Source organism: Pararhizobium polonicum, assembly GCF_001687365.1.
Lineage (GTDB): Bacteria > Pseudomonadota > Alphaproteobacteria > Rhizobiales > Rhizobiaceae > Pararhizobium > Pararhizobium polonicum.
In genome coordinates this window covers 19,536-30,302 of record NZ_LGLV01000027.1, presented here as the reverse complement: position 1 = coordinate 30,302, position 10,767 = coordinate 19,536, and the positions used below count along the sequence as shown (strand labels likewise).

The 10,767-nt window shown below is 63.2% G+C and carries 16 protein-coding genes; 4 read left to right on the top strand and 12 right to left on the bottom strand.

Translation table 11 applies throughout. From position 1 onward, the window contains the following. Positions 1–566: 566 nt before the first annotated feature. Genes ubiG through ADU59_RS29190 form a run of 3 tightly spaced genes read left to right on the top strand, consistent with a single transcriptional unit; the run spans position 567 to position 2,541 of the window. Positions 567–1,313, top strand: a complete 747-nt coding sequence (ubiG, locus tag ADU59_RS29200; protein WP_068959352.1) for a bifunctional 2-polyprenyl-6-hydroxyphenol methylase/3-demethylubiquinol 3-O-methyltransferase UbiG — start codon at positions 567–569, stop codon at positions 1,311–1,313. A 20-nt stretch (positions 1,314–1,333) separates the two neighbouring features. After that, positions 1,334–2,263 (top strand): hypothetical protein, encoded by a 930-nt coding sequence (locus ADU59_RS29195; RefSeq protein WP_068959350.1) that lies wholly within the window; start codon positions 1,334–1,336, stop codon positions 2,261–2,263. 50 nt (positions 2,264–2,313) lie between these two features. Then, positions 2,314–2,541, top strand: a complete 228-nt coding sequence (locus ADU59_RS29190; RefSeq protein WP_068959348.1) for a hypothetical protein — start codon at positions 2,314–2,316, stop codon at positions 2,539–2,541. A 202-nt stretch (positions 2,542–2,743) separates the two neighbouring features. Here the strand turns inward: ADU59_RS29190 and ADU59_RS29185 are convergent, their stop codons facing one another. The 7 genes from ADU59_RS29185 to ADU59_RS29155 all read right to left on the bottom strand — a co-directional run bounded on the left by ADU59_RS29185 (position 2,744) and on the right by ADU59_RS29155 (position 6,459). Continuing rightward, positions 2,744–3,058, bottom strand: a complete 315-nt coding sequence (locus ADU59_RS29185; RefSeq protein WP_068959346.1) for a type II toxin-antitoxin system RelE/ParE family toxin — start codon at positions 3,056–3,058, stop codon at positions 2,744–2,746. After that, positions 3,048–3,329 carry a ribbon-helix-helix domain-containing protein gene (locus tag ADU59_RS29180; protein WP_068959345.1) on the bottom strand — a complete coding sequence of 94 codons (282 nt, stop codon included), beginning with the start codon at positions 3,327–3,329 and terminating at the stop codon, positions 3,048–3,050. The genes ADU59_RS29185 and ADU59_RS29180 overlap by 11 nt, the downstream gene beginning before the upstream one ends. 149 nt (positions 3,330–3,478) lie before the next feature. Next, positions 3,479–4,063 carry a DUF3291 domain-containing protein gene (locus tag ADU59_RS29175; RefSeq protein ID WP_068959343.1) on the bottom strand — a complete coding sequence of 195 codons (585 nt, stop codon included), beginning with the start codon at positions 4,061–4,063 and terminating at the stop codon, positions 3,479–3,481. Between the two features lies 1 nt (position 4,064). Further along, entirely contained in the window at positions 4,065–4,493 is a 429-nt protein-coding gene (locus tag ADU59_RS29170; RefSeq protein ID WP_068959341.1) for a DUF1178 family protein, read from the bottom strand. After that, on the bottom strand, positions 4,490–5,347 hold the full coding sequence (locus tag ADU59_RS29165) for a carbon-nitrogen hydrolase family protein (protein ID WP_068959339.1): 858 nt from the start codon (positions 5,345–5,347) through the stop codon (positions 4,490–4,492). The genes ADU59_RS29170 and ADU59_RS29165 overlap by 4 nt, the downstream gene beginning before the upstream one ends. 28 nt (positions 5,348–5,375) lie before the next feature. After that, positions 5,376–5,633 carry a glutaredoxin 3 gene (grxC, locus tag ADU59_RS29160; RefSeq protein WP_068959337.1) on the bottom strand — a complete coding sequence of 86 codons (258 nt, stop codon included), beginning with the start codon at positions 5,631–5,633 and terminating at the stop codon, positions 5,376–5,378. A 49-nt stretch (positions 5,634–5,682) separates the two neighbouring features. Then, positions 5,683–6,459 (bottom strand): ComF family protein, encoded by a 777-nt coding sequence (locus ADU59_RS29155; protein ID WP_068959335.1) that lies wholly within the window; start codon positions 6,457–6,459, stop codon positions 5,683–5,685. Between the two features lie 76 nt (positions 6,460–6,535). On the opposite strand from ADU59_RS29155, the gene ADU59_RS29150 reads away from it, so the two are divergent. Continuing rightward, a complete protein-coding gene (locus tag ADU59_RS29150; RefSeq protein ID WP_068959333.1) occupies positions 6,536–7,420 on the top strand; it encodes a methyltransferase domain-containing protein in 885 nt (294 codons plus the stop codon). A gap of 9 nt (positions 7,421–7,429) precedes the next feature. Here ADU59_RS29150 and ADU59_RS29145 read toward each other — a convergent pair whose 3' ends face one another. The 5 genes from ADU59_RS29145 to argJ all read right to left on the bottom strand — a co-directional run bounded on the left by ADU59_RS29145 (position 7,430) and on the right by argJ (position 10,706). After that, the gene (locus ADU59_RS29145; RefSeq protein ID WP_068959331.1) at positions 7,430–7,609 is read right to left on the bottom strand and encodes a Flp family type IVb pilin; all 180 of its coding nucleotides are present in this window, start codon (positions 7,607–7,609) and stop codon (positions 7,430–7,432) included. A 141-nt stretch (positions 7,610–7,750) separates the two neighbouring features. Further along, a complete protein-coding gene (locus ADU59_RS29140) occupies positions 7,751–8,071 on the bottom strand; it encodes a hypothetical protein (protein WP_068959329.1) in 321 nt (106 codons plus the stop codon). 197 nt (positions 8,072–8,268) lie between these two features. Next, positions 8,269–8,682 (bottom strand): 8-oxo-dGTP diphosphatase MutT, encoded by a 414-nt coding sequence (gene mutT / locus ADU59_RS29135; protein WP_068959327.1) that lies wholly within the window; start codon positions 8,680–8,682, stop codon positions 8,269–8,271. Positions 8,683–8,684: 2 nt separating this feature from the next. Continuing rightward, the gene (locus ADU59_RS29130; protein ID WP_068959325.1) at positions 8,685–9,449 is read right to left on the bottom strand and encodes a GNAT family N-acetyltransferase; all 765 of its coding nucleotides are present in this window, start codon (positions 9,447–9,449) and stop codon (positions 8,685–8,687) included. A gap of 15 nt (positions 9,450–9,464) precedes the next feature. Continuing rightward, a complete protein-coding gene (argJ, locus tag ADU59_RS29125; RefSeq protein WP_068959356.1) occupies positions 9,465–10,706 on the bottom strand; it encodes a bifunctional glutamate N-acetyltransferase/amino-acid acetyltransferase ArgJ in 1,242 nt (413 codons plus the stop codon). Between the last annotated feature and the right edge of the window lie 61 nt (positions 10,707–10,767).

Genomic DNA, 10,767 nt, shown 5'->3' with positions numbered 1-10,767 from the left:
CGTGAAAGCGGGCCGGGCGTGCCGGGTAGCCACACCACGGGCGGTTCACCCCGCCGGACGGCTTTGCCGTCCATGGGTCCAGGGCTAAACCCCGCCTCATTGAAAGGCCTGGCGGATAAGCGGCCAGGCTGGGGCATTGGAGGCTTTTTCCTTCACAAGAGGCAAAAGCGTAGAAGAACCTGAGAAGCGCGGCAAAAGACACTGAACGGGGCGCTGGAAGGCGTCATATAAATTACTTAGTCATCGGCACTTTCCGGCGCCCCGACCAAGTGATTCATCAAGCGAAACCACGGCGGATTTTCCGGGCGTGGCTGAAGGTCGTAGCGGCGCTCTTTACCTCCCCCTTGAGGGGGGAGGTCGCCGCAACGCGGCGGGTGGGGGTGACCACCGCGAACGCCACAGTCCATTGCATATGCCGCGGATCACCCCACCCCGGAGCTTTGCTCCGACCCTCCCCCTCGAGGGGAGGGTGAAGAACCCTCTCCCGGCCCGCGACACCACCGACCCTTGACTTTCCCCCCCGATCGTCCGACTTCACAGAGGTTCCATCCCAAGGAGTTCCGACCATGAGCGAGCAAGCCCGCAGCACCATCGACCAGACGGAAGTCGACCGGTTTTCCGCCATGGCCGCCGAGTGGTGGGATCCGAAGGGCAAGTTCAAGCCGCTGCACAAGTTCAATCCGGTCCGCCTCGCCTATATCCGCGACCGCGTGTCGGACACTTTCGGCCGCGAGGCAAAGGCCCCCCAGCCGCTGAAGGGTCTGCGTGTCCTCGATATCGGCTGCGGCGGCGGCCTCCTGTCCGAACCGATGGCCCGCATGGGCGCCGATGTCGTCGGCGCCGACGCCTCGGAAAAGAACATCATGATCGCCAGAACCCACGCGGCCGGCAGCGGCGTCCATGTGGATTACCGGGCGGTGACGGCGGAATCGCTGGCGCAGGCCGGCGAGAGCTTCGATGTCGTGCTCAACATGGAAGTGGTCGAGCATGTCGCCGATGTCGAATTCTTCATCAGCACCTGCGCCTCCATGGTGCGCCCCGGCGGCCTGATGTTCGTCGCCACCATCAACCGCACGGTCAAGGCGGCGGCGCTCGCCATCTTCGCGGCGGAAAACGTGCTGCGCTGGCTGCCGCGCGGCACCCATCAATATGAAAAGCTGGTGCGCCCGGAAGAGCTGGAAAAGCCGATTGCGGCCAGCGGCATGGATGTCACCGACCGCACCGGCGTCTTCTTCAATCCGCTGTCGAACCAGTGGAACCTGTCGAAGGACATGGACGTCAACTACATGATCGTCGCCAAGCGCCCGGCCTGACCCGGAGATCGGGGCCTGCCATGAAACGCATCGCCGCCACACACATCGCCGCCGGCATCCTGCTGGCCGCACTCGGCGCGGGCGCAGCTCACGCGGCAACGGTCTATTCCGGCCTGTGCGAGGCATCGGCCGCCTCCCCTCTCGACGACACCCACTTCGCCGTCGCCAGCGACGAGAGCAATACGCTCATGGTCTATCAGCGCGACAATCCCGATCCCGCCCCGGACGGCATCGCGCTGGAGAATTTTCTCGGCGCGAAAAAATCGGACCTCGAGGCCTCCGCCCGCCTCGGTGACCGCATCTACTGGATCTCCTCCCATTCCCCGGATCGCCACGGCGGCAAGATCGACCGGCGCTCGGTGTTCTTCGCAACGGATATCGTTCCCGGCCCTGTCCCGGCCGTCAGGCCCGCAGGCCAGCCCTATCGCGATCTCGGCAAGGCGATCGCCACCGCCATCGGTGTCGACCGCAAGGACATCAACATCGAAGGCCTGGCTGCAACCGAGACCGGAAGCCTGCTGATCGGGCTGCGCAATCCGCTGTCCGGCGACAACAGCGCCATCGTCGTTCCCCTCGACAACCCGGCCGCCGTCGCCGATCGCGGCGAAGCGCCGTCGCTCGGGGTGCCCCGCAGCTTCGACCTCGGCGGCAACGGCATTCGCAGCATCGACCGCACCGGCCTGCCCGACAGGCCCTATCTGATCATCGCCGGCCCGATCGAGGGCGCCAAGGGCAAGGCAAAAGGGGCATTTGCCCTGTACTGGTGGACCGGCGGCCCGGAAAACCCGCAAAAGCTCGACGTCACGATCGACAAGGGCTTCATCGCCGAAGCGATGGTGATCGACCCGAAACGGCGCATCGCCCAGCTGATCAGCGACGACGGCCACCGCTGCAGCGAGACCGATCCGCAAGATCAGCGCCGCTTCCGCAGCCTCGATGTTCCGTTCTGATACCAGTCATTTCCGCTTTTATTACAGATCGATCATGGCATAATAGGCCAATGACAAAGCTTCTCGATCAGGCAGTCGCGACCGCGCGCAACCTCCCTCCGGAGATGCAGGACGACATCGCTCGCATCATGCTGACCTATGCGGGCGGTGATGAGAGGGTGATCGAACTGACGCCGGAAGAGGAAGCGGATCTGATCGAAGCCCAGGCCGAAATGGCACGAGGAGAATTTGCCACCGAAGCCGAGGTGCAAACCGTACTGTCCAAATACCGGCTGTGAAACTGCGCTATTCAAAACGCGCCCTGCAAGAACAAGCCCCCAATCGTCCCCGCCTTTCACTCCCGTGCTACACTTCGGTCAATTGGCCCGTCCGAGAAATTCCTCGTCAGGTCGATCCGCTCTTTGACATAAAATATCTTTCTACTGGTTGGAAAAACGGCACTTACTCACTTGTCCGTAGACCACCGAAACGTTCGAGTACCTATTGAAAGAGGCCCGTCAGGTCGCGCCTACCATCAATCACGCGCACGATTTCGACCACAGCCACCGTGCCTTCATCCGTGTCGGGAATCGTTTCATAGAGGATGACAAACGGCGCTTCGACGAGCATGCGCGCAGCCGGGCTAATGTCCGGGTGGCGCATGCCAAGACGCGGCTGATCGATCAAAAGGCTGGCTTTGTGCTGAAACCGCTCATAAAAGCGCTCGGCCGCATGCGGCTGTTCTCGTCCGATCTGAACGTAGATGCCACGGATATCGGCGCGCGCCTGCGGAGACCAGATCAATTTAACGGGCATGTTTCAGCGCGGCGCTGAGCTCCTGTCGCGCTTCCTCACGCAATGCATCGAAATCGACCGGCGTCGGCTTGCCACTGGCTTTGCCCTCTTCCCACAGTTCGCGTAGCCGTAGCGTATCGGCTTGACGAGCCTCCCACTTGGCTGACCAATCCCGCACAGCTTCCCGGACGATCTCACTCGTCGTAGCATAAGCCCCTGTCCCAACCGCGTCGCGGAGCATTGCTGCCTGCTGCGTCGTCAACGCGACGCTGATCTTTTCAATATTGGACATCTACACCTCCGGGCTCAATGGTAGGAAATATTACTACCATTCTGGTAAAGCAGCCAAGAAAATTTATTGCTGATAGCGTCCGTGAAGCCGGAGCAACCGGCAAGGTCTTCTCACCAAGCCCTCAATCATCCCCGCCCCAAAACCCCGTGCTACACTTTCAACGTCCGCACATGGGCAAGCAGATCGGCCTGTCCTTTGGCATTGTCTTCCGCGATCCGCCGGATACGCTCGCGGTCGATCGCATAGGCTTCGCCACTCGCGGCGAAGGGTTCTTTGAAAGTAAAGGCTCTTGCCGAGGCGCCGTTGTCGTGGAGATATTCCAGCCGCTCGACGCCTTCGGACCACTCGGGAACATGGCGTTCATCCACCCACCAGAGCACCAGCGGCGGCCAGCTGGGTTTGATGTTCCAGTTGCGCCCGTGTTTCAGCGCATCGGCATGGACGCCATTGTAGGAAAACGCCATCAGCGATTCGATATCACGCCACAGCGACAGCGACGACGGCGCGCTGTCGAAACCGCTGCCTTCGATGAAGCGCGGAAAGACCTGGATGCCCCAGCTATGCGGCCCCGGTGCGCCACTATAGCCGGACCGCCCGATAAAGCCGGATGCTCGCGACGCGGCCTCGAAATTGGCCGGCTCGCGCGAGACGAAACCATCGACGCGGGGATCGCCTTCGGGGCCGACATGCAGGCCGAAATTGTAGATGGCCAGATGGTGTCCGTCGGCCGTCATGTCAGTTGACGTCATCGGGCAGAATGGGGAGCGCAGCGATTTCGATGCCTTCCTCCAGCAGTGCCTTGGCCTCGTCGACCGTCGCCTGGCCGATCAGGCCGCGCTGCTCGGCCTCGCCATAGTGAATCTTGCGGGCTTCCTCGGGAAATTTCGCGCCAACATCCTCGGCGTTTTCGCGGATCGAGGTCACCAGCTCGCGGATCTTGGCCACCGCTTCCTTGCGGGCCTGATCCATCATCAGCACCTTGGCCTCGTCCTTTTTGCGGGCTGTCGAGACCGAAGGCGCCATCAGCTCCTTGGCAATCGAGGCAGAGCCGCAGACCGGACAGGACACAAGCCCGAGACCCGCCTGACGATCGAAATCGGTGCTCGAGGAAAACCACCCTTCAAAGGAATGGCCGTTGTCGCAGGCAAGCGTGTATTTGATCAAGCGGCCACGTCCCCGGAAGCGCCCGACGCCACCTCCTCCAGCGAGAAGGCCCGGCCGTTCTTGAGGTTCGGGATCTTTCCACGCGCAGCGGCAACGGCGGCGATGTCGATATCGGCCAGCACGACGCCTTCGCCGGTGCCACCGGCCGAAGCCAGAACAGTGCCCCAGGGATCGATGATCATCGAATGGCCATAGGTCTCGCGGCCATCCTCATGCACGCCGGCCTGGGCGGCGGCGATGACGAACATGCCGTTCTCGATGGCGCGGGCGCGAAGCAGGATTTCCCAATGCGCCTCGCCGGTCTGGCGGGTAAAGGCGGCGGGAACCGACATGATCTCAGCCCCTGCCGCCGCCTGCGTCCGGAACAGCTCCGGAAACCGCACGTCGTAGCAGATGGCACAGCCGAGCTTACCGAACGGCAGGCTGACCAGCCGCGCGGTACCACCCGGCGTATAGGCCGCACTTTCCCGCCAGCTTTCGCCATTGTCGAGATCGACGTCGAACATGTGGATCTTGTCGTAATGGGTGATCTTGCGGCCATCGGGGCCGAACAGAAAGCCGCGATTGGCAATCTTGCCGTCGGCAAGGCCGATCGCCGTGGAGCCGACATGAAGATGGATGCCCAGTTCGGCAGCCAGCCCGGAGGCGGCCGCAACGATGAGATCGCTGTCCTCGCCACGCAAGGCTGCCCGCATGGCCGCACGGTCACGCTGCAAAGCACCGGTCATTTCCGGCGTCTGCACATAGACGGCCCCTTGCGCCGCGGCATCGCGCACCAGCCGGACCATCGCCTCGGCATTGCGCGCCGGATCGACACCGGAACACATCTGGATCGCTGCGGCCCTGAACGTCATGAAAGCATCTCCCTATGCGGCAAGTCTCTTAGGCAGCGAGCATCGCATCCAGCTTGCCGGCCCGGTCCAGCGCATGCAGATCGTCGCAGCCGCCGATATGGGTGTCGTTGATAAAGATCTGCGGAAACGTCGTGCCGCCGTTCGACCGCGCGATCATCGCCTGGCGCAGATCGGGAGAATAGGTGGCGTCGTGCTCCTCGAATGCCACGCCCTTGGCATCGAGAAGTTTCTTCGCCGCGGAACAATATCCGCAGAATTGACGGGTATAGATGACGACCGAAGCCATAGTCCTGACCTGCTCCTTCGCCGGCCCTGCGCCAGCATAATCTCCCCTGTCATATAGGACCGGAGATGGCTCTTGCAAAGGTCAAAACGGTCACGTCCCCGGCACCCGCCTTCTTCAGCGCCCGCGTTGCCGCCGAAACGGTCGCGCCCGTCGTATAGACATCGTCGACCAGCACGATGCGCCTGCCGAACAGCGCCGCCTTTCCGGCCTCGGTGACGGCGAAGGCACCGCGCACATTGTCCTCGCGCTGACTGGCACCCAAGCCCACCTGCTGGACGGTGCGTTTGGTGCGCACCAGCGCCGTTGCCAGGAAGGGTTTCTCCGCGATGCGGGCAATGGCCCGGGCCAGCTCGGCCGACTGGTTGAACTTGCGGCCCCAGAGCCGGAAGGCATGCAGCGGCACCGGGACCACGGCGTCGCAGGCGGCAACGCTGCCGTCGCCGGCGCGGATCATCCACCCGGCCATCATCACGGCGAGATCGGTGCGGTCGCGGTATTTCAGGCCATGGACCAGCGACTTGGCAATGCCGTCATGGATGGCAACAGAGCGCAGCCGCTCGAACACCGGCGGATGGGCGATGGCATCGGCCGACAGGATGCCGGCGCCGAGATCATGCGAGAACGGCAGGCCGAGAACCTCGCAATAGGGCCGCTCGATCAGCCGCAGCGTCGCCCAGCAGGCAGGGCAGACGCCGCGATGCTGGCCGACGATCCGGCCGCATCCGCAACAGACAGGCGGATAGACGGCATCGACCGCCGCGGCCATCAGACCGCGCAGGCTTGCCGCCAGCCGCCACCCCGGATTTTCCGCCTCTTCGCCCTGCATGCGGTTGACTTTATGGCGGGGCGGGTTTCATTGCGATCAGATTTTTTGGACGATCAGACTTTTGGGAAGCCAAGCCATGGATATCGTTTTCGACCAGCCCCTCATCGAAGCCCGCCGCAAACGGGCCTTTCGCAACGGTGACCCGAAGGCGCAGTTCCTGCTGGAGATCGCCGCGCAGGAACTGTCCGAACGCCTGAGCGTGGTCGAGCGCCATTTCGACAGGGCTGTCGAGCTGCACGGCTATAGCGGCCTTGCAGCGCGCTATCTGGCAAACACCGGCAAGGTCACGCAGATCGAACGGGTCGAAACGGATGCGGCCTTCGCAGCCCCGGGCGAAACCGTCTCGGTCTCGCCGCTCGAAACGGTGCCGCTCGCGCCCGAATCGGCCAACCTGATCGTCTCGCCGCTGTCGCTGCACCTGACCAACGACACGCCCGGCGTCTTCATCCAGGTGCGCCGGTCGCTGAAACCCGACGGCCTGTTCCTGGCGGCCATCCCCGGCAGCGGCACGTTGCAGGAGCTGCGCGAGGTGCTGCTGGCGGCCGAAAGCGAATTGACCGGCGGCGCCAGCCCGCGCGTCATCCCCTTTGCCGATGTCCGCGATATCGGCGCGCTGCTGCAGCGCGCCGGTTTCACCCTGCCGGTCGCCGATACCGAGAGCTACACGGTGCGCTACGCCTCGCTGTTTTCGCTGCTGAAGGATCTGCGCTCGATGGGAATGACCAATCCGCTGGCGTCCCGCAGCCGCAAGCCCCTGAGCCGCAAGTTCTTTCTGCGGGCGGCGGAAATCTATGCCGAACGGTTTGCCGATCCGGACGGTCGCATCCGGGCGACCTTCTCGATCATCTACATTTCCGGCTGGGCGCCGCACGAAAGCCAGCAGAAACCGCTGAAGCCCGGCTCGGCCAAACAGCGGCTGTCGGATGCGCTGAGCACGCGGGAGCTGCCGCTCAAGGAATAGGGCCGCCGGTCAGGGGCCGGCAGGGGCCCCCTTGATGGCGGCGGTCAGCGTGTTGAAGACGCCCAGCAGTGCATCGGAGAAATTTTGGAGGCCAATGATCATTGCAACGGAGATCAGACCGGCGAGCAGGCCGTATTCGACCGCTGTGGCACCGTTTGTATCGTTGAGAAAACGAATCAGTGTCTTCATGTGCTCCCAGCCTGTCCTGCGCATGCCCCGCGGATGACGTCACCCGAAAAGGACGGACATGCGTAAAGTAAGTGTCAGGCCGATGCCGGCCCCGACTGACAGCAGACACGAATACGGACACATCCGGCTCAACCCCGGCAGTCAGCAGCCGCTCTTGCTTCCATCACTATCAATAATACAAACGGCACCCGGCATCTCCTGCAGCACGCTCCGGCGCACGGTATAGCGCTTGGCGGTATTGCTGCCCGGGATAGAGCCGGTGGTAATATTGTCGTAGTCGATCGGCGCGTTGGCCAGCACCTTGTTATCCGGCTTGGAGGCCAGCATCGGCGTCAGGATGAGGGTCAGCGCGATGACGGCGGTACCGAACAGCAGCGACAGGTTGAGCGCGCCTGTGCGGCGGCTCTGGCTCGTCACCAGATCCTTGTCCTGAACCGTTCTCCAAAAATCGTCGTCGACCATCGTCTGCCTCTTCGAATACGTACGCTTCCCTGAAGACGGTTCACCCCCACCGCTTCAACCATGTCCACGCCGATACACAACCGGCATCGGCCACGGGGATCATCCCGAAACCAATAGACACCGGCACTTAACTGAAGCTGATCTTGATGGAGGGGAATAAACGTTCGATTAATAAAATCGAAATTTCCGGGAATTGATCAGAGCAAATCCATTAAATAGGGGATAAGTGGCTCATCGGCCGGCGGCATCGGATAGTCGCGCAGCGCTTTCGGGCGAACCCATTTCACCGCCTGCCCTTCCCGCCCATGGGCAACGCCCTCGTAGCGCCGGCAGACATAGAGCGGCATCAGCAGATGGAAATCGTCATAGGTGTGGCTGGCGAAGGTCAAAGGCGCGAGGCAGGCGACCTTGGTGCGAACCCCCAGCTCCTCGTCCAGCTCACGGATCAGTGTCTCCTCCGGCGTTTCGCCGGGCTCCACCTTGCCGCCGGGAAACTCCCAGAGCCCCGCCAGCGATTTGCCCTCGGGCCGCTGGGCGAGAAGAATCCGGCCATCGCTGTCGATCAGGGCGCAGGCGGCCACCAAAAGGATTTTCCGGTCCGTCATGCTCATCGTCAAAGCCCCGCGCGCCGGTAGGAATAGCGATAGACGTCCCTGAAGCCGAACTTGCGATAAAGCGCGATGGCGGCCTCATTGCTCGCCTCGACCGCGAGCCAGGCCGTGCGGGCGCCGCGCAGACGGGCCCAGCGCAGCGAGGCGTTGACGATGGCGCTTCCCACGCCCTGCCGCCGCACGCCGTCGGCGACCGCGACCTGGAGAATGCCGGCAAGATCGTTGTCGTGAACCGCCAGCGATACGGCGATCGGGCCATCATCGGGGGACTCGAACAGGAACAGCCCGCATTCCGGCTTGATCGCATTGATGATCTCGCTCAGGCCCGCCTTGTCCTGGCTGCTTTCGCCGGAGATATGAATCCGGGCATCGACGAACCGGCCGACATCGCGCAGCGGCAGATGCTCGATCGATTCGGTCGTGTCGTTCGGCGGGATATCGGCCATCATGACGATGGTTTCGGAAAACACCGGCCAGCCGTTGGCGTTCATATACGCGATCAGCGGCGGCGGCGTCAGCGGCGTCTGGCGCACGGTCAGCGGCCGGCCGTAATCGGAAAAGCGCTTGGCCGCCTTCTCGAGACGGATCTCGATATCGCGGCTGTCGGAGGGATCGAGCGGATTGACCGAGTTGAGCCGCTTGGAATCATGACCCGCCGTCAGGCGGATCAGCCAGCTGCCGTCGTACTGCACCGATGCCGCCGGCCAGGCGCGAAAGCCCACCGCCTCGAGGCGGCGGACATTGGGCAGATCGGCTTTCGAAATCATATCCTGCACGTGCTGTCAGCTCCGGTAGTCGCCGTTGATCTCGACATATTCCTTGGTCAGATCGCAGGTATAGACGGTCGCCTTGCCCGAACCGAGACCGATCTCGACACGGATGGCAATGTCCTCTTCCTTCATCACGGCCGAGGCTGCCGCTTCCGAATAGCTCGGGTCGCGCTCGCCATCGACGGCGACGCGGACATCGCCAAACCAGATCGCCAGCCGGTCGCGATCGGCCATCTCGCCGGATTTTCCGACAGCCATGACGACGCGGCCCCAGTTGGCATCCTCACCGGCGACCGCGGTCTTGACCAGCGGCGAATTGGCGACCGACAGGCCGATCCGCTTGGCCGCCAGATCGCTTTCAGCACCTTCGACGGTCACGGCCACCATCTTGCGGGCGCCCTCGCCGTCACGCACCACCTGCAGCGCCAGGTCACGAAGGAGATCGTTCAGCGCGGCGCGAAAACCGTCAAGCGCCGGGTCGGTGGCATCGGTCACCGCCTTCTGGCCATCCCTGGCGGCAGCGCGGGTGGCAAACAGCATCAGCGTGTCGGAAGTCGAGGTGTCGCTGTCGACCGTGACGGAATTGAAGGTCGGCCCGGTGCCTTCGGACAGAAGAACCTGCAGGGCTTCAGGCGCGATATCCGCATCGGTGACGACGAAGGACAGCATCGTCGCCATATCCGGCGCGATCATGCCGGCACCCTTGGCGATCCCGTTGATGGTGACCGTGACGCCGCCGATCTTCGCACTGCGGGTGGACACCTTCGGATAGGTATCGGTCGTCATGATCGCCTTGGCGGCCTCGAACCAGAAATCGCTCGCTGCTTCGGTCGTCATATCGCTGAGAACGCCTGCGAATTTCGTCGCATCCAGCGGCTCGCCGATCACTCCGGTCGAAGCAAGAAATACTTCGCCGATCGAGCAGCCGACAGCCTCGGAGGCGGACTGCGCCGTCAGCTCCGTCGCCGCCTTGCCCTTCTTGCCGGTGAAGGCATTGGCATTGCCCGAGTTGACAACGACGGCACGCGCCACGCCGCCGGCCAGATTCTGGCGGCAGAAATCGACCGGAGCCGAGGGGCAGCGCGAGCGGGTAAAGACGCCTGCGACCGCGGCCGGCTCGTCGAAGACCATCAGCAGCACGTCGGTACGGTTCTTGTACTTGATGCCGGCGGCGGCGGTCGCCATCCGGACACCGCGCACCGGCGGCATCTCGGCAAAGGATTTCGGGGCAAGCGGGGAAACGGAACCGGACATGATCAAACCTGTTTAGCGATGATGGCCCGGCCTGGCGGGCCCACAAACGAAATCCCGAAAA

Excerpts from the sequence above, each read along its gene's own strand:
- ubiG (WP_068959352.1), top strand. The coding sequence starts at position 567 with ATGAGCGAGCAAGCCCGCAGCACCATCGACCAGACGGAAGTCGACCGG.
- ADU59_RS29155 (WP_068959335.1), bottom strand. The coding sequence starts at position 6,459 with ATGCAGGGCGAAGAGGCGGAAAATCCGGGGTGGCGGCTGGCGGCAAGC.
- ADU59_RS29150 (WP_068959333.1), top strand. The coding sequence starts at position 6,536 with ATGGATATCGTTTTCGACCAGCCCCTCATCGAAGCCCGCCGCAAACGG.
- ADU59_RS29165 (WP_068959339.1), bottom strand. The coding sequence starts at position 5,347 with ATGACGTTCAGGGCCGCAGCGATCCAGATGTGTTCCGGTGTCGATCCG.
- ADU59_RS29190 (WP_068959348.1), top strand. The coding sequence starts at position 2,314 with ATGACAAAGCTTCTCGATCAGGCAGTCGCGACCGCGCGCAACCTCCCT.
- ADU59_RS29180 (WP_068959345.1), bottom strand. The coding sequence starts at position 3,329 with ATGTCCAATATTGAAAAGATCAGCGTCGCGTTGACGACGCAGCAGGCA.
- mutT (WP_068959327.1), bottom strand. The coding sequence starts at position 8,682 with ATGAGCATGACGGACCGGAAAATCCTTTTGGTGGCCGCCTGCGCCCTG.
- ADU59_RS29130 (WP_068959325.1), bottom strand. The coding sequence starts at position 9,449 with ATGATTTCGAAAGCCGATCTGCCCAATGTCCGCCGCCTCGAGGCGGTG.
- ADU59_RS29140 (WP_068959329.1), bottom strand. The coding sequence starts at position 8,071 with ATGGTCGACGACGATTTTTGGAGAACGGTTCAGGACAAGGATCTGGTG.
- ADU59_RS29185 (WP_068959346.1), bottom strand. The coding sequence starts at position 3,058 with ATGCCCGTTAAATTGATCTGGTCTCCGCAGGCGCGCGCCGATATCCGT.
- ADU59_RS29175 (WP_068959343.1), bottom strand. The coding sequence starts at position 4,063 with ATGACGGCCGACGGACACCATCTGGCCATCTACAATTTCGGCCTGCAT.
- ADU59_RS29145 (WP_068959331.1), bottom strand. The coding sequence starts at position 7,609 with ATGAAGACACTGATTCGTTTTCTCAACGATACAAACGGTGCCACAGCG.
- ADU59_RS29195 (WP_068959350.1), top strand. The coding sequence starts at position 1,334 with ATGAAACGCATCGCCGCCACACACATCGCCGCCGGCATCCTGCTGGCC.
- grxC (WP_068959337.1), bottom strand. The coding sequence starts at position 5,633 with ATGGCTTCGGTCGTCATCTATACCCGTCAATTCTGCGGATATTGTTCC.
- argJ (WP_068959356.1), bottom strand. The coding sequence starts at position 10,706 with ATGTCCGGTTCCGTTTCCCCGCTTGCCCCGAAATCCTTTGCCGAGATG.